Consider the following 17,736-nt stretch of genomic DNA (forward strand, 5'->3'; position numbering starts at 1 on the left):
CCAAAATGGCATCCAGGGCTGAATTTTCAAAATATGATATACAGAAGTGCTTTTTAATGTTATCCTTATGTGTTACGTTTTGAAATGAGATATACGTCAAATGAATATTTGTTGCGTAAATTAAGGAGACCTAATGACATTTAAAGACTTGAATATTATACCCGCAATTTTGGAAGGCTTAAGCAAAGCAAACTATACTGCCCCTACACCTATACAGGAACAGGCGATTCCGGCCGTATTGGCAGGCAGAGATTTACTTGGCTGTGCGCAAACAGGTACAGGCAAGACGGCAGCATTTTCTGTGCCTATCATTCAGTTATTAAGCGAAAAGTCGAACGGTCCCAAAGCCGCACGCCATATTCGCTCATTGATTTTAACACCAACAAGAGAACTTGCGATTCAGATTTCAGATAATATTAAGGCATATAGCCGTTTTACCGATATTCGTTGTGCCGCAATCGTTGGTGGCGTTTCACAGAAAGTCCAGGAGCGTGCGCTCAATCAAGGTGCAGATATTATTATTGCAACGCCCGGTAGACTGATTGACTTGGTCAATCAAAAGCGTATTGATCTGAAACATGTGCAAATACTGGTTCTTGATGAAGCAGACCGCATGTTGGATATGGGCTTCATTCATGATGTGAAGCGAATCATTGCGAAGATGCCGAGCAAGAAACAGACGTTATTCTTCTCAGCTACAATGCCTCCTGAAATCACAAAAATGGTAAAAACACTGCTCGTTGATCCGGTAAAAGTAGAAATTACACCCGTCTCCTCCACAGTGGATCGAATTGAACAGTCTGTGTATTTATTAGAAAATGGCAAAAAACAGAGTCTGTTGAATCATATCTTGCAGGATAAATCTATTGTTTCGGCATTGGTATTCACTCGTACAAAGCGTGGAGCTGACCGTGTAACTCGCGATTTGTCCAAAGTGAATATTACGGCTCAGGCCATTCATGGCAACAAATCTCAAAATGAGCGTCAAAGAGCCTTGAATAATTTCAAAAGTGGAGTTACACGAGTACTGGTGGCGACGGATATAGCGGCAAGGGGCATTGATGTTGAAGAGCTGTCACATGTAATCAACTTCAACCTTCCTAATATTCCGGAAACGTATGTCCACCGAATTGGCCGTACAGGTAGAGCAGGGCATAGCGGAATGGCGATTTCCTTTTGTGAAAAGGAAGAGCTTCCGTTCCTGAAGGATATCGAGAAAGTAATCAAGAAGACCATTCCTGAAGTGAAAAATCATCCTTATCCGATGACAAGTGTGCCTGCTTTTGTAAAATCGAATCAAACATCGAAGTCTGCACCTCATAAATCTGCAGCCGATAAACCCGCGAAGTCAAAAGCGAATCCGGCTCGCAAACCTAAATCCGAGTGGTTTAAGAAGAGCGGTAAAGCTAATCACAGTAAGCCAAACGGTAGTAAGCCAAATAGCAGTAAACCAAACCACAATAGTACAAGTCACAGTAAACCAAAGAGCAGCAAAGTGAATAAAGCTCTCTAAAATAACGAGCAAATGCCTTCTCCATTTCGTGGAGGAGGTTTTTTTATGAACACAAAATCGATACGATATTGATAATCATTTTCAATAAGAATAGAATAATAGAGAGGAACTTAAAAAATGTCCCAAGGCCATTGTATCCAAGTAGTGACTTGAGGCAATCAGGAGGCGTAATTCATGTTCATTCAAACTCGCGTTATGGTAGTCGAAAAGGGCCATAGTCATAAACTGGTGGAACGTTTCAGTGCCCCTAGCCCTGTAGAAGAAATGCCGGGAATGATTGATTTCAGTGTAATGGTTAACAAAAAGAGTAAAGAACACGAAGAAGTGATGGTGCTGATTCGTTGGGAGTCGGAAGAAGACTGGAAGAATTGGGAGAAAAGCGATGTGCATATTAAAGGTCATAAGGAGAAAAGAGGACAGGAGAAACCCGAGTATCTGATTAGCACTACGGTAAATATGTACGAAGTACAGAAAGTGAAGACAGCTAGAGTATCGAATGCATAGTTCGAATGATGAAAAACCGATTTCATGAATTATTTCATGGAGTCGGTTTTTTTTGTTGTATGTCCATATAAGTTGCGTAGCGATCAAGGAAGCTGTCTGAGAAGATGATGCCTGTGATACAGGAAGAATAGTTGAAAATGAAATGCTTGATATTTACATGCAAACGTACATTCGGTATCATTAGATTGGGTAGGGAAAGTTGTTGTCTTCTGCGCAAAGGAGAGATACTGAATTGAAGAATAAGATTATAGAGTACTGTTTGAAGAAAAAAGGTGCAACAAAGGATTATCCCTTCGGAGCCGATCCTGTTGCTATGAAAATTGCAGGGAAAATGTTTGCGCTTATTTTTGAGGACAAGGCGGAAAACGTTCGCTTGAACTTAAAATGTGATCCGATCATTGCCGAAAACCTGAGAGAGCAGCATGAAGCCGTTCAACCGGGGTATCATATGAACAAAAAGCATTGGAATACCATTATTCTAGATGGCTCCTTGTCGGAGCAGGATATCTTTGTCATGATTGATCATTCGTACGATTTGGTTGTCAAAACGCTGTCCAAGAGTCTTTTGGAATCCATATCTTAATTAGACCACATGCAATAACAATTTAGACAGCAGGTGGTCGGCGCCAATTGCAGAAAAATCAGCTTTTTTTGAAAAGTAATAGCGGTAGTCCCAGGGTGTTAACTTCGTATCCTGAGACTACCGCTATTTTAGTTACGTGCACATTGCACGTTATCCCAAATTCATTTTGATTAATTCTCCTAATTGCTCAGACATGACTTCGGGTGGATGGGGCATTTCGTTCTTGATCCACCACTCAACGACCCCCACATAAGACATGACCACATATTGGAGAATGATATCCTCACTTAATCCGGATTTTCTGGCCTGAGATAAGTGTACTTCCTCCTTAAAATCCTCATTAAGAAATTCAACCAAGCGGTTGCGGAATTGTCCCGCTCCCTTACTGGCCATCATCGTCGAGAAGAACAAGTAATTCTGTTCCAAATAGGTAAACCAGGGAACGATGGATTCTTTCCATTCCAAGTCGGAAACCGAATGACAAATTTCACTTAATTCTTGGATATGCCCGTCAATGAGCTTGTCCAACAGATCATACTTATCGACGTAGTGCAGATAAATGGTGCCTCTGCTAACGTCCGCTCTATCGGAAATATCCTGTAGAGTAATATCATCGAAATTTTTTTCTGACATCAATTCAATCACTGCTGCTTTGATGGCTTCTTGTGATTTTCGAATTCTTCGATCCACTTTGGTCATGTGATTCTCACCAAACTTTCTAAAGATAATAAACAAATTTATGTTTAATGTTCACTAATTAACGAAACGCGTTCAATTAACAATGGTAAGCTTTCTTATTCTGTCTATAATTATTAACAGATGTTCATTAATATATCAATATTTGTTTTTATACAAAAACAGGTCAAAACATAGATTTCATAACTAGAGTGGGGGATGAATGATGCAACGTTTATGGACAAAGTCATTTATTCTAATGACGCTGGGTTTGCTTTTTTTATTTACTGCATTTTATATGCTGTATCCCACACTGCCACTTTTCATTAAAGAGATGGGTGGCAATGAAAAACAGGTGGGCTTGGCTATGGGAGCTTTAATGTTATCTTCCGTCATCCTTCGTCCTTTTGTTGGTGGACTACTGGATCGATTCGGCAGACGTCCGTTTATGATCGGAGGGTTGATTTTATTTATATTGGCGATGTACATGTACAACTGGGTTGGTGGAATTATCATGCTGATTGGACTTCGTATCGTGCATGGAATGAGCTGGGCTGTATCCACAACTTCCATGATGACAGCTGTGACTGACATGATTCCATCGGCTCGGCGCGGGGAAGGTATGGGGTGTTTTAGCACCTCCATGACGCTGGCAATGGCGGTTGGCCCCATGATTGGTCTGGGGATTATGCAAGGCACATCATATCAGACGATGTTTCTCTTTGCTGTTGGTTTGTCCGTCGTGGCCCTGCTTTTGACGCTAGGAGCCAAAATGCCATTTCAACCACATACGGACAGAAAGAAAATCCAAATCTTCGAAAAATCAGTCCTGCCTGTGATGGCGCCAATCTTTTTTCTTTTCATTGCATATGGGGGAATTACTACATTTGTGCCCTTGTTTGCGGAGCAGATCAAAGTCAATTCCGGCACATTCTTTCTGGTCTATGCCGCGACACTTGCACTATCCCGGCCCATTGCGGGAAAGCTGTCCGATAAGAAAGGAGAGACAGCGGTCATTCTCCCGGCGCTTATCATTACGATCATTGCTTTGATCGTGCTTAGCTTTGCAACCAGTTTGCTTGGCGTGCTCGCTTCAGCAGTTCTGTACGGGATCGGCTTTGGTTCCGCTCAGCCAGCTCTTCAGGCCATAACGCTCCGCCTTGCCCCCGAGGATCGGAAAGGGGCAGCCAATGCTTTCTTTTCAACGGCGACTGATCTCGGTATCGGACTGGGTGCGATGGTCTTGGGTCTGGTCTCTGAATACATGAGCTATCATATATTGTTTATGGTTAGTGCCTTGTCGGTCCTGGTTTCTTTTCTGCTTTTTATGATCTACGTAAGACGGTTGTTGAAAATCAAACAGACACTGCCTGCCAAAACGAGTGATTCCGTTTCATTGTAGTTGAATGGTAGTGTGTTAAATCAAATTTGTAGTATAATTTGTGCAGTTAAGAGCAGCAATTATTTCAGGATGCGGAGGCTTACTGCATGTTCATTAGAGAGATAGAAGAAAGAGATAATCAAGAAGTAGAGTCTCTGATTCGAAGTTGTTTGATCGAATTCGGGGCCAATAAATCTGGGACAGCGTGGGCTGATCCGAATCTGGGCGATTTTTATCATCTTTATCAACGCGAGGGCTCCAGGTATTGGGTGGTTGAGCATAACTCAACCGTTGTAGCTGGCTGCGGTATCGGACCCGTGGAGGGATTTTCACATATTTGTGAATTGCAGAAGATGTATGCCTTAAAAGAAGCACGAGGTACCGGAATCTCCTATGAATTGCTTCGGATTTCCCTTGATTTTGCCAATGAACACTATGAACAATGTTATCTTGAGACGCTTAACAATATGGTTGCAGCCAACAAGTTCTATATCAAGAACGGTTTTATTCCTTTAGAAGAACCGTTAAATGCAACGGAGCATTTTGCTTGTGATGCATGGTATATCAAAACATTATAAATTCCACAACTCATGCTCAAAGAGCCTAGTTCAAGCGGCAGATTGCCGACGATGAATTAGGCTTTTTGAGCATTTTATATACCCATTTACGTTAAAGAAACGTCAAACAGAGCTGCTCTACAATGCGGTCAGGAGAGTTGCCGCGTACGTTTTTTTGAAACAGATACGAATCATTACTCATGGCAGTCAGAAGCATGTCCGTTTTGAACAAGCTGATGGCCTGCGATTCGTCGCTCTCTGTTGCCATCTCTTCGAATAATCCAAATAGCTGTTGATGCAATTGGTCATAAAGAGGACTTGAGGTTCTGGACTCTGATCCTTGATATACTGCATTCTCGATGCCCGAGAGCAGCTCCGCATTTTTCTCTCTAAACTGGATAAACAACGTCAGCAGACCCCGCAATCGCTCAGTTGGTGGATACTGTGCGTTTTCCTGCAAATATATCTCCACATCATCGAAGAACAGCGCTGCGTTATCTTTGATCAAGTCCATACATAACTCACTTTTATTGCGGTATCGGCGGTATAAGGTACCCGCTCCAATCTGCGCTTCGGAAGCGATCTGATTCATGCTGACCCGCTCCACGCCGTGCAGCTCGAATAATGTGCTAGCCACATCCAAGATACGTTGGCGATTCTCGGCAGCATCCCGTCGCTCCGAACGAGAGGTTGTATTGGTTTTATCCACTGTCTGTCACTTCCTATCCTTCAACGTCCAAAATTTGACAAGGGGAGAACCCTCCGTTTAATATCAAGAAGAGGTTAAGCGGAGAGTTCTCCTTTTAATCTTAATCAAAACGAGAGGAATGTGCAACCCATGGAGAGTCATCATAACCAAGCTGCACTTCTGGTCATGGATATGCAGAACATCATTGTATCGCAATATGCGAAGCACGAGGATGCACTGTTCCCTTTTCAGAAAGCGATAGAAGCAGCTCGCAGACATAACGTACCTGTGATTTTTGTGAAGGTTGGTCATCGCCAGGATTCCCCTCCAATCAGTGAGCGCAACAAATTGTTTGGAAAAAAGTCGAGCCGTGGTGGAGAGAACGCAGCCAATCCGGCGATGAAAATGGCAATGGACATTCACGAATCGGTACAGCCGCTTCCAGGAGAGCACATTGTGGACAAGTTCCGCGTCAGTGGATTCTCAGGAAGCAACCTGGAAAACCTTCTTCAATCCCATGGCATTAATACACTTATTCTTAGCGGTATCGCAACAAGTGGAGTAGTGCTGTCTACCTTGTGTGAGGGGGCGGATAAGGATTACGCGCTGACTGTACTTTCTGATGCTTGTCTGGATAGGGACCCTGAAGTTCATCGAGTTCTAGTAGAGAGCGTATTCCCCAAACAAGCTGATGTAATGACAGTAGATGATTGGATAAATTCATTAATGTAAACCAATAAAATGGTCGAAGCGAAGGGATGGTAATTATGAGTGAGTTAGATCTTAATGTTTCACAAAAAGCAGCACTGAGCCTGTTTAGTGGGGAAAGTGGTGAAAATCCGTTTTCACTGATCAAGCAATTGCGTGAAACAGGTCCTGTTATTCCAGTATCCTTGCCAATGGGTGGTACAAATCGCGGGCAGTGGTTGGTCACACGAATGGAAGAAGCGTCACAGGTACTCAAAGATCATGCCCACTTCACGGTAGACCCACTCTCCATCGACGGCAATGAGAATATTCTGAAAGCCTATGTGGAAAACGTAGATCCAGATGCTCCTCCAACGTTCTTTACCGGAAAATCAATGCTCTCTGTAGATGATCCTGATCATCGGAGATTACGTCGACTGGTCTCCAAAGCCTTTACCCCCAAATATATGGAAAGTCTTCGTCCACGTGTGCAGCAGATCGCTGATGAATTACTGGATCAGGTTCAATCCCAGGGTGAGATGGACTTGGTCAAGGACTACGCCTTTCCCTTACCGATTCATGTGATATCCGATATGCTGGGAGTACCTAAAGCAGATCGCTCGCAAATCCAGACCTGGTCCTCCGCGATTGCACACGGTCTGGGCCTCGGAGTGCGTGAACCAGGAGTGGAGGAACACCTCAAAGCCTTCGGTGACTATACCGCACAACTGGTAGCTGAGAAACGCAAACATCCTGCGGATGATTTGATCAGTCAATTGATTGCTATAGAAGAAGAGGGCGATCGACTAAGTGAACCAGAACTGCTATCCATGATTACGTTATTGATCTTTGCTGGCCATGAGACGACATCCAATCTGATTGCTACGGGTGCAATGATGTTATTGGATCATCCTGAACAATTGGAGAAGCTTAAGGCTGATCTTAGTCTGGCACCTTCTGCTGTTGAAGAATTGCTGCGTTTTAACGGGCCTGCAACCATTGCTGGACCTCGTTTTGCGACTCAGGATATAGAGCTGGCAGGGCAACAGATCAAAAAGGGAGATATGGTCATCCCCGTGCTGAAATCAGCCAATCGGGATGAACTTCAATTTGAACAGCCAGAGGATCTGGATGTTACACGTCATATTAATCGTCATCTGGCTTTTGGTCATGGCATTCATTCCTGCTTGGGAGCTCCACTTGCTCGTGTGGAGGGAGATATCGCCTTTACAACATTGTTAAGACGCATGCCTAATCTGCGACTTAATATTCCTCGGGAAAACATTGAGTGGCATTTGGCGCTAAGTTCGCAGAGCCTGGCTGCCTTACCTGTCGCATTTTAGCAGCAAGAGTTAGAGCTAGCTTCTATCGGCAAGAAAAAAATATATACCCAAAAAATCCGCCATGTTTGGCGGATTTCTTGGGTTAGGCTATAAGTTTTATGACGATAGGCAACACTCCAGGAATAAAGCTGTTTGATATTATGCTAGATTGATCATCGCACATTACCCGGAAATTGTATGAAAAACGAAGAAGAATGATGAAGTAAAAAGCAATTTGATACAAAATAAATGATTTGTTACAATATTATCGACTGAATTAAACTTTACGTTTAAATTTCCTGTTTCATAAATACATAAGAGGTGGTGAACGAATGCTTGAGCTGAGTTTTGATAATCCGGATGAACTGGTCAAGGTCACGCATGCGTTATCGACTCGATCCAGAGTGGATATTCTCCGACTATTGATCTCGCAAAACCTGAATATCGTTGAAATCGCGGAAGCTCTCAAACTTCCCGTATCCACAGTAGCCAGCAACATCAAGGTTTTGGAAGCAGCAAGGCTGATTAATACCGAACTGCTGCCTGCCTCTCGCGGGGCGATGAAGGTATGCAGCCGCAATTACGATGATATTCATATTGCTCTTAATCTGGAGAAAGCAATACCCAAAGGCGACATTCAGGTATACGAAGTGGATATGCCTATCGGTCATTATAGTGATTGTGAAGTGTCACCCACTTGCGGCATGGCGAATGGCGAGGGCATGATTATTCGTGAGGATGAACCCGCCAGCTTTTATCATCCGAAGCATGTCGGAGCGCAGATTATGTGGTTTCGTAAGGGATATGTCGAATATTTGATGCCACTGGAGATTCCGGCAGAAGCGGTAATCGAATCGCTGGAATTGTCCATGGAAATATGTTCTGAAGCGCCAAACTATGATCATAATTGGCCTTCCGATATCTCCGTATGGATTAACGGTGTGGAAATTGGTATGTGGACATGTCCTGGTGACTTTGGAGATCGGCGCGGAAAGCTCAACCCGGCGTGGTGGTTTGAATGGTCAACACAGTATGGTTTATTAAAGACATGGCGGGTGGATAAAAATAAGACGACGCTGGATATGGAGAAAATTTCAGCAGTGGATCTGGCTCAGCTTAACCTTCAAAACAGCCATAAGTTAAGGGTGCGGATCGGTATGAAGCCGGATGCGGTTCATCAAGGAGGCGTAAATCTCTTTGGGAGACAATTTGGAGATTATGACCAAAATATCAAGATGACTGTACATTATGCTGTTCATTAGAATGAGATGAGGAAGAAAGGCCTTGGTTGCAGATATTATGTAACTAAGGTCTTTTTTTATTTGATAATTACACTAAATATGTTTGAAAGCGTTGACAAGTAATAATTACCCTTATATAATCCCCTATAGATACAGTAATAATGTAATAAAACAATTATATCGTTTGTATCTACAAATTAGAGTAAAGGGGATACTCGCATGAAAAAGAAGATCGGCAGGTTAGCACTGACATTATTGCTCTCATTCTCAACCGTTTTAAGTGCATGTAGCGGAGGCAGTAATGAGGCGGGTGAGAGTGGCTCTGGTGATGGAAAAGTGACATTGTCCTTCTGGACATTGTTCGATGGTGGTGATGGCGCAAACATGCAGACATTGGTCGATGAATTTAACAAAACCCATCCGGACATTGAAGTGAAGAATACCAAATTGGCCTGGGGCGAGTATTATACGAAGCTCGTAACTGCTGTGGGTAACGGCAATGGACCCGATATTGGGATTTCCCATTCCTCCAGACTGCCCGATCTGATCAATCAGGGGGTTGTCACAGAGCTTGATACTCCGGCTACGGATGCAGGTGTGGACTGGAGCACTTATAACCAGAATCTCTTGGATGCGGTTACTGTAGAAGGTCAACATTATGCAGTCCCCATTGACACGCATCCCTTTATCATGTTCTACAACAAAAAATTGTTAAAAGATGCAGGCTTGCTTGGTGAAGACGGAAAACCGATTCTGGAGCAATCGGCTGACGGGTTTGTGAGTTTCCTTCAAACTTTAAAGGAGAAGTTGCCTGCCAAAACGACCCCGTTTGCATTGTCCAATAATAATGATGACCCTTACCGCCTGTGGTGGTCGCTGTACTCCCAGTTGGGTGGTAACGACGTGGTGTCGGATGATCTGAAGTCCGCAGCCATTGATAAAGAGAAAGGCATCAAAGCCGCTGACTATATCCAGAAGCTTTATACCGAAGGCTATATCAAGAAGAATGATCCAGATTTCTATAAAAATTTTCAAAGTGGAACAGCCGCAATTATCATGACAGGGGTCTGGACGACAGGAACGTGGGAATCCACCAAAGGACTTGAGTTTGGTGCTATGCCAATTCCGAAATTCTACGACCAGGAAGCAACATGGGGAGATTCTCATACCATTGTTTTGCCACTGACTAAGGATGAGGACCCGGCTAAACGCAAAGCAGCGATGACTTTCGCCGACTGGGTTGCTGACAATGGTCAGGTGTGGGCGAAAGCCGGACATATTCCATCCAAGCCATCCGTGCTGGAAAAACAGGAATTCAAGGATCTGCCATACCGCAGTGATTATTCCGAAGTTGCGAGTGTAGTTAAATTCAGCAAACATTCCACCAAAAATGCACAAATCCGCGATGAAGCTGCCTTTAAATTTTTGAATGAAGTATGGATGAACAAAATGACTCCTGCGGATGCCATGAACAACATGGAGACAGCCATTCAGAAAATACTGAGCGAATAGAAGGAAGACGGGTCACGCAAGCCTGCGTAATCACTATCTCTAGACAAGAAATCGCCGGCTTGCGTGCCAATCAAAGGGGAGACGCATATGAAGATCAAAAAAATGAGAGCGGATATGCAAGCGCTGGTATTTCTGCTTCCATTCTTAATTATTTATGGTTTATTTACGATCTGGCCCATGATTAAAGGTGTGGAGATGACCTTCTACAAATGGACGTTGATCAAGAAAATGGATTTTGTTGGCCTGGATAACTTCCGAAAAGTTTTTCAGGACAGAGAGGTTTGGGAAGCGATCTGGCATTCAACCTTCTTTGTTTTCTTGAGTACACCGACCATGATTATACTCGCGATTCTGCTGGCTTTGATTGCCAACCGAAAATCGTCTTTACAAAAGTTCTACCGCATCATCTTCTTTATACCAAGCGTACTCTCCGTTGCCGTCGCAGCTTATCTGGGTTTATTCGTATTTCAGCCTTATACGGGATTCGTCAATTCCGTCCTGCATCTTGTCAGGTTATTGCCTCAAAATTCCGAAATATTCTGGCTGACGGAAACGGGGCTCGCCTGGGTCGTTATTACCGTAATTACCTTGTGGTGGACAGTCGGATTTAACTTTATTTTGTATCTTTCCGCCATGCAGGAAATACCGGATGAAATTTATGAAGCAGCAAGGCTCGATGGTGCGAGTGATACACAAATATTTTGGAGGATTACTCTTCCTTATCTGAAGCCACTGACCAAAACCATTACCATGTTGCAGATTATCGCTTCCTACAAGGTCTTTATGCAGATTTATGTCATTACAGGCGGGGGACCGCTGGATCAGACACGTCCGATTATTCAGTTAATCTATCAGACCGGATTCAAGAACAATAATCTGGGCTATGCCGCAACGATGTCCTATATTTTATTCGTGATCCTGCTGGTGCTGTCGGCGCTGCAATACTGGATGACTAACCGGAAAGGGGCGGAATACTGATGAAATGGTTATATCGCACAGGTTCTGCGTTGATGGCGGTTATGTTTGCGGCCCCACTTGTGTGGATGCTGATGGTCTCCATCAAAGAAGAAGGCATGAAGATTATTACGGTCCTGGACTGGTTTAAACCGCCATATTCACTTGCTGTCTATAACGAAATTCTGACAACGACAAAGCTGTCACAGTGGGTGGTTAACAGTCTGTTCGTCGCTGTGGTTGTGACCGTATTGACTGTGATTTTCGCTGCCATGGCTGGATTTGCCCTGTCCAAAGTACCGTTTCGTTTCCGTACATTTGTTTTTTTCTTCATTCTTGGCGGGCTGCTGATTCCGGGTGAAGCAACCATTATTCCACTCTATCAGGTAGCCAAGGATTTGCATTTGCTGAACTCATACAGTGGATTGATTATTCCTGCTTTGGCTTCACCAGTAGCTGTCATAGTGCTCAAAAGCTTCTTCGATGGGGTTCCCAATGATCTGCTGGAGAGTGTGCAAATTGACGGGGGAGGCTTTTGGCGAATCTTTACCAGCATCATGCTGCCTTTGACACGTCCGGCCATGGCATCGATGGCGATTCTGACATTTATCGGTTCGTGGAACAATTTCTTATGGCCATTCCTTTCCATAACCGATGATAATCTGTTTACGCTGCCAATGGGTATCCCAACGCTAATGGGTCAGTATTCAGAAGATTACGTCAAACCAATGGTTATCAATGCAGTGGCCTCTGTTCCCATCATTATATTGTTTATCATTTTTGAGAAACAGATTGTTAAAGGCATCAGCATGTCTGGTATTAAGGGTTAACACTTTTTCAGGCCTATGAGCCAAATACAGAGGAGATCGGAGAGAACAAGATGACAACTAAATTTTATAACAAGGATTATCCAAGACCGCAATTTGTACGCAATGAGTGGTTGGATTTGAATGGAGAATGGGATTTTAGTTTTGATGATAATCAGGCGGGTGAAAGCGAGCAGTGGTACGACCAGAATCAGTTTCCGGAAGGGACGAAAATTAAGGTTCCCTTTACCTATGAGACCCAAGCGAGCGGTATCGGAATCGAGACATTTCATCCTCTGGTCTGGTACCGCAGAAGTGTTCAGATTCCCCAGGAAGCAAAAGGAAAACGGAGCATTCTGCATTTTCAGGGAGTGGATTATCGCGCAAAATGTTGGGTGAACGGAACGGTTGTTGGTGAACATGAAGGTGGGTACGCAGCGTTTTCATTCGACATTACCCCTTATATCACTTACGGATCGGAGAATAATATTGTTCTTGAAGTAGAAGACAGTCAGAGCGCGATGCAGCCTCGGGGGAAACAACGCTGGGTGGATGACAATTTTGAATGTTTTTATGTACAAAGTACCGGGATATGGAAAAGTGTCTGGCTGGAGCATGTGAGTGAAGCAAGGGTTGAAGCAGTTAAGATGACACCGGATATCGATCGTCATATGATTCGTATGGACTTTCAATTGAATGGGATTGAAGGCAAGAACAACTTGCGTTTGGAGACACGGATTGAGCTGAAGGGTCAGCATGTGCAAACTATTAGCCTATCTCCAGACAGACCCTGGATGACCGTGGAAGCTAGTGTCAAACATGAAGCAGGCGGTCCGTGGAAACAGTCGTTATGGTCACCGGGCTCACCGAACCTGTACGATATCGAGTTTGTGATGTACGAAGATGAGAAAGAAATCGATCGGGTTCATTCCTATTTTGGTATGCGAAAAATATCGATTGAAAATGGGCAGATTCTGCTGAACAATGCTCCGTTGTACCAAAGAATGATTCTGGATCAGGGCTATTGGACAGAGAGCCATTTGACCCCACCTTCAGTGGAAGCGCTGATTGAGGATATCGATAAAATTGCCGAGATGGGATATAACGGAATCCGTAAACATATGAAACTGGAAGATCCACGCTTTTTGTATTGGTGTGATGTAAAAGGCATGTTGGTCTGGTCTGAGATGGCAGCAACCTTCGAGTTTAATGATGAGGCAGTGAGCCGATTCACCAAAGAATGGCTTGAAATTGTACCTCAGCAATACAATCATCCTAGCATCATTACCTGGGTGCCATTTAATGAATCGTGGGGAATACCGACGATTGGTCACGAGGTAAGGCAGCAGCAATTCACGCAATCCATTTACCATCTCACCAAAGCCATTGATCCGTATCGTCCGGTCATTACCAACGACGGATGGGAGCATACGGTATCGGATATTTTGACAATCCATGATTATGTGGAGACGGGAGAAGCCTTTCTGGAACGGTATCAGGATAAGGACTTGATCGTAAATAACAAGATTGCTTCCAATCGATGGAAGTTTGCATTTGCTGAAGGTTACCACTATAAAGGACAACCCATTATCATCAGTGAATTCGGCGGTATTGCTTTTCAATCGGATAAAGGCTGGGGTTATGGCAATCAGGTGGACTCGGTTGAAGCCTTTATTGAACGTTTCCGTTCCATCACCGAAGCGATCAAAGCCATTCCCTATATCTCGGGCTATTGTTATACACAGGTCACCGATGTGCAGCAGGAGATTAATGGTCTGTTGACGGAAGACCGTAAACCGAAAGTGCCACTGGAAGTGATTCGTAAAATTAATCTGGGGTGACAGGAGAGCTGAACATCATGCTGCTACAGGATTATCCAAGGCCTCAATTTGTACGTAAAGATTGGCTGAGTTTAAATGGGGAATGGGAATTTGAATTCGATGATGATAACAAGGGACGTTCGGAAAAATGGAGTGAGGGCAAGCAAGCATTCAGCCGCCGAATCCAAGTGCCATTTGCTTTTCAAAGTCAACTTAGTGGCATTGAAGATCCGGAATTCCACGATAATGTATGGTATAAACGAACCTTTGACATTCCGGAGAGCTTCACTGGCAAACGGCTGCTGCTGCACTTCGGAGCCGTGGACTATGAAGCCTCTGTCTGGGTCAATGGACAGCTTGTGGTTCGGCATGAAGGGGGACACACCCCTTTTCATGCCTACATTACGGATGCTCTGCTGGAAGGAAACAATACGCTGACCGTACAAGCGATAGATTATAGCAGGGATGTAACATTACCACGCGGAAAGCAGTTCTGGCAGGAGCAATCTGCCCAAATTTTCTATACCCGAACTACTGGAATATGGCAATCGGTGTGGCTTGAAGCTGTCGCACCCGTTCATCTACAGAAGGTGCGTCTCACTCCCGATGTCGATCGCAACGAGATCGAAGTTACGGCTCATCTTCAAAGGGAGCAAACAGAACCAAGGGATTGGCACGCACAGGATGTCAGGCTCCGTGTACAAATTGCCTATCAAGGAGAGCAGCTGTCTGAGGATGAATATCGGATTAGCGGCAGGACAGAGACCCGTACCATCGGACTTCACACCTTTAACGAGCATGGCCTTGGCAGGCTGTGGTCACCAGAGCACCCCAATCTGTATGACATTCATTTCACTGTATTGGTGGATGGTGTGCCCGTCGATGAGGTCGATAGCTATTTCGGCATGCGCAAAATCTCCATTGAACAAGGTAAGCTGTTTCTGAATAACCGTCCTTATTATATGAAGCTTGTTCTGGATCAAGGGTATTTCCCGGATGGAAATCTGACTCCACCGAGTGACGAGGCCATCCGGCGTGATGTGGAATTAACGAAGGAACTGGGGTTTAACGGCGCCAGAAAACACCAGAAGATTGAAGATCCGAGATATCTGTACTGGTGTGATCAACTGGGACTGCTGGTGTGGGGAGAGATGGCGAATGCGTACGATTTCTCGGATCAATACGTCGCCCAGATAACAAGGGAATGGCAGGAGGCGCTGGAAAGGGACTACAACCATCCATGTGTTGTGGTCTGGGTACCTCTTAATGAAAGCTGGGGTGTTCCGAACATCCTGACCAGCAAGGAGCAGCAGTATCATGCCTTGTCGATGTATTATTTGACCAAGTCACTGGATTCTACCCGTCCGGTCATTTCCAATGATGGCTGGGAGATGGTTCAGACCGACTTGTATAACATCCATGATTATGAATGGAGAAGAGAGGTTCTGGAGGAACGCTACCGCACTCGTGAAAATGCGGTAAAAGCCCTTCCGGGCAGTCGAAAGCTTAGCGTGGGTAACTATCGTTATGAAGGACAGCCCGTTTTAATTACCGAATTCGGTGGAATCGGGTATAAGAAAAGTGACTGGGAAGGCTGGGGTTACTCCGGAGCGGAAAATGACGAGGATTTTGCACAGCGATTACATGCCGTAGTACAGCCACTATTGGATTCTCCAGTAGTAGAAGGATTTTGTTACACCCAGCTGACGGACGTGGAACAGGAAATTAACGGTCTGCTGACGTATGACCGACAGCCCAAGATGCCGATGGAACAGATTCGGGCGATTATTGAAGGACATTATCCATCGTCGGCCGGCGAATAAGGAGGGGAATACGTGTTGAATACAAAGGAGACAAGTAGATCCTGGGAAGGCGATTTTCAAGGGGAAAAGGCCATTTACCTTCGCTTTGGTTCCAGTGAGGCTGTTATGCTGCCGGAGATCGGTGGTAATCTGGTCGCTTATCGTGATTTTGAGCGGGGGCTTCGCTTCCTTCATGAACCGTCACCAGAAGAGATGGATTCATTCAAGGCAAGACCCATGATTCACGGGATCCCCGTTTTGTTTCCGCCAAATCGCTATGAGGACGGGCGGTTTGCCTGGAACGGGCAGACGCTTCAGTTTCCGGTCAATGAGGAAACCACAGGCAATCATTTGCATGGATTTTTGTATAATACGCCCTGGGTTGTGGATGAGTATGGACATACCGAGAATGAAAGCCATGTCTCGGTGTCCATAACTGTTGATGAAACTCATCCGATATACGTATGCTTTCCTTTTCAATTCAGTATTACATTACGTTACTCGCTGAGCAGTGATGGACTCATGCAACATGTCCGCATTCGCAATCATGGAAGCTCGAGCATGCCGTGCCTGATCGCTTTTCATACCTCAATTAACGCTCCCTTTAATCCGGGAGGATCGGCTCGTGATTACAAGCTCAAGTTGACCATTGGAGACAGATGGGAATTGAATCAACGTATGCTGCCAACGACCTGTTTTCAGCCCTTGATTCAGGAGGAAGAGCAGATGCGTGACTCCGGGGTATATCCGTTCTTTGCAGAAATGGATAATCACTACACTGCTGTACCGCAAAACGGGAGAAACCGGATGGAGCTTCAGGATACGAGGAATGGAATGACCCTGATCTACGATGTGGGAACTTCCTATAAACAATGGATGATTTGGAACAATCATGCGGAAGAAGGATTTTTCTGCCCCGAACCGCAGATTAATCTTGTGAATGCACCAAATCTGGATATGCAGGCCGAGGAAGCTGGATTATTTAGTTTGCAGCCGGGAGAAATCTGGGAGGAAACGAGCAGATTATATCTGCGTCATTCGTAAAAGTAAAGATGAAGGGAGCAGCCAGGACAGCTAATGCTGTGATCGCTGCTCCTTTTAAAAACCATTGAAGGCAGTGAATTCAGCCTGTCGTCGCCACACTGAATTAAAATAAGATAATGCCTGCTGCTCCAGCAACACTGAGAATCAGAAGAGGATGAAGCTTGTACTTGAGCAGGAGAAACAAACAAACTCCGCTAATTAGCAGTGTCCCGAGCCATACCCAGCTTATGCTTGCGACTTCACTTGGATAACCAAAATGAATGGCAGCATAGATAATGAGTCCCGTTGTTACGGGGCGTAAGCCATATAAAGAGGACTTTACCCATAAATTGTCGTGCATCCGATAAAATAAGGCGGAGAGTAGCACAATTACGACGAGTGAAGGCAAAATCATACCTGCAGTAGAGACAGCGGCTCCGATATAACCTGCCGTCCGATAACCAATCAACGTTGCGGCATTGGTTGCAATCGAGCCTGGCGCCATACCGGCCAGCGCTACGGTTTGTTGGAATTCAGCGCTTGTCAGCCATCCTTTTTCCGTTACCTCGTGTTGAATGATCGGGATAACGGCGTAACCGCCACCAAATGAAACGAGGCCTACACGTATAAACATCATGAACAGGTCCCAGTACATCTCAATCGCTCCG

17 protein-coding genes are annotated in these 17,736 nt (G+C 44.7%); 14 read left to right on the forward strand and 3 right to left on the reverse strand.

What is annotated here, in order from left to right:
* The first annotated feature begins 133 nt into the window (after window positions 1-133).
* From AC4PM4_RS02560 to AC4PM4_RS02570, 3 genes are all read left to right on the forward strand, one after another.
* A complete protein-coding gene (locus tag AC4PM4_RS02560) occupies window positions 134-1,513 on the forward strand; it encodes a DEAD/DEAH box helicase (protein WP_090949771.1) in 1,380 nt (459 codons plus the stop codon).
* Between the two features lie 174 nt (window positions 1,514-1,687).
* A complete protein-coding gene (locus AC4PM4_RS02565) occupies window positions 1,688-2,017 on the forward strand; it encodes an antibiotic biosynthesis monooxygenase (protein ID WP_090806173.1) in 330 nt (109 codons plus the stop codon).
* A 232-nt stretch (window positions 2,018-2,249) separates the two neighbouring features.
* Window positions 2,250-2,600: an MmcQ/YjbR family DNA-binding protein gene (locus AC4PM4_RS02570; RefSeq protein WP_063565128.1), complete on the forward strand. Its 351-nt coding sequence runs from the start codon at window positions 2,250-2,252 to the stop codon at window positions 2,598-2,600.
* A gap of 150 nt (window positions 2,601-2,750) precedes the next feature.
* Here the strand turns inward: AC4PM4_RS02570 and AC4PM4_RS02575 are convergent, their stop codons facing one another.
* The gene (locus AC4PM4_RS02575; protein ID WP_090806175.1) at window positions 2,751-3,299 is read right to left on the reverse strand and encodes a TetR/AcrR family transcriptional regulator; all 549 of its coding nucleotides are present in this window, start codon (window positions 3,297-3,299) and stop codon (window positions 2,751-2,753) included.
* 202 nt (window positions 3,300-3,501) lie between these two features.
* Between AC4PM4_RS02575 and AC4PM4_RS02580 the strand changes: the two genes are divergently transcribed.
* Both AC4PM4_RS02580 and AC4PM4_RS02585 read left to right on the forward strand, forming a co-directional pair.
* Window positions 3,502-4,677 (forward strand): MFS transporter, encoded by a 1,176-nt coding sequence (locus AC4PM4_RS02580; RefSeq protein ID WP_090949777.1) that lies wholly within the window; start codon window positions 3,502-3,504, stop codon window positions 4,675-4,677.
* An 86-nt stretch (window positions 4,678-4,763) separates the two neighbouring features.
* Window positions 4,764-5,234, forward strand: coding sequence for a GNAT family N-acetyltransferase (locus tag AC4PM4_RS02585; protein WP_491612660.1), 471 nt, complete (start codon window positions 4,764-4,766; stop codon window positions 5,232-5,234).
* Window positions 5,235-5,325: 91 nt separating this feature from the next.
* Here the strand turns inward: AC4PM4_RS02585 and AC4PM4_RS02590 are convergent, their stop codons facing one another.
* Window positions 5,326-5,922: a TetR/AcrR family transcriptional regulator gene (locus tag AC4PM4_RS02590; RefSeq protein ID WP_064638562.1), complete on the reverse strand. Its 597-nt coding sequence runs from the start codon at window positions 5,920-5,922 to the stop codon at window positions 5,326-5,328.
* A 129-nt stretch (window positions 5,923-6,051) separates the two neighbouring features.
* Between AC4PM4_RS02590 and AC4PM4_RS02595 the strand changes: the two genes are divergently transcribed.
* The 9 genes from AC4PM4_RS02595 to AC4PM4_RS02635 all read left to right on the forward strand — a co-directional run bounded on the left by AC4PM4_RS02595 (window position 6,052) and on the right by AC4PM4_RS02635 (window position 17,089).
* Window positions 6,052-6,633, forward strand: a complete 582-nt coding sequence (locus AC4PM4_RS02595; RefSeq protein WP_491612661.1) for a cysteine hydrolase family protein — start codon at window positions 6,052-6,054, stop codon at window positions 6,631-6,633.
* 35 nt (window positions 6,634-6,668) lie between these two features.
* Window positions 6,669-7,931, forward strand: coding sequence for a cytochrome P450 family protein (locus AC4PM4_RS02600; protein ID WP_400344648.1), 1,263 nt, complete (start codon window positions 6,669-6,671; stop codon window positions 7,929-7,931).
* A 311-nt stretch (window positions 7,932-8,242) separates the two neighbouring features.
* A complete protein-coding gene (locus AC4PM4_RS02605) occupies window positions 8,243-9,172 on the forward strand; it encodes an ArsR/SmtB family transcription factor (protein ID WP_491612663.1) in 930 nt (309 codons plus the stop codon).
* A gap of 198 nt (window positions 9,173-9,370) precedes the next feature.
* Window positions 9,371-10,663: an ABC transporter substrate-binding protein gene (locus tag AC4PM4_RS02610; RefSeq protein ID WP_491612665.1), complete on the forward strand. Its 1,293-nt coding sequence runs from the start codon at window positions 9,371-9,373 to the stop codon at window positions 10,661-10,663.
* A gap of 87 nt (window positions 10,664-10,750) precedes the next feature.
* Complete coding sequence (locus tag AC4PM4_RS02615; protein ID WP_076288454.1) at window positions 10,751-11,641, forward strand: carbohydrate ABC transporter permease; 891 nt, start codon at window positions 10,751-10,753, stop codon at window positions 11,639-11,641.
* Complete coding sequence (locus tag AC4PM4_RS02620; RefSeq protein ID WP_062318999.1) at window positions 11,641-12,447, forward strand: carbohydrate ABC transporter permease; 807 nt, start codon at window positions 11,641-11,643, stop codon at window positions 12,445-12,447. Before AC4PM4_RS02615 ends, AC4PM4_RS02620 begins: the two co-directional genes overlap by 1 nt.
* A 50-nt stretch (window positions 12,448-12,497) precedes the next feature.
* Window positions 12,498-14,264, forward strand: a complete 1,767-nt coding sequence (locus tag AC4PM4_RS02625; RefSeq protein WP_491612666.1) for a glycoside hydrolase family 2 protein — start codon at window positions 12,498-12,500, stop codon at window positions 14,262-14,264.
* A gap of 17 nt (window positions 14,265-14,281) precedes the next feature.
* Window positions 14,282-16,066, forward strand: a complete 1,785-nt coding sequence (locus AC4PM4_RS02630) for a glycoside hydrolase family 2 protein (RefSeq protein WP_491612667.1) — start codon at window positions 14,282-14,284, stop codon at window positions 16,064-16,066.
* 12 nt (window positions 16,067-16,078) lie between these two features.
* Window positions 16,079-17,089 carry an aldose 1-epimerase gene (locus AC4PM4_RS02635; protein WP_491612668.1) on the forward strand — a complete coding sequence of 337 codons (1,011 nt, stop codon included), beginning with the start codon at window positions 16,079-16,081 and terminating at the stop codon, window positions 17,087-17,089.
* A gap of 103 nt (window positions 17,090-17,192) precedes the next feature.
* On the opposite strand, the gene AC4PM4_RS02640 is transcribed toward AC4PM4_RS02635, so the two are convergent.
* Window positions 17,193-17,723: a chromate transporter gene (locus AC4PM4_RS02640; protein ID WP_491612669.1), complete on the reverse strand. Its 531-nt coding sequence runs from the start codon at window positions 17,721-17,723 to the stop codon at window positions 17,193-17,195.
* Window positions 17,724-17,736: the final 13 nt, after the last annotated feature.

It is taken from the genome of Paenibacillus sp. MDV22-iso6 (assembly GCF_058408365.1).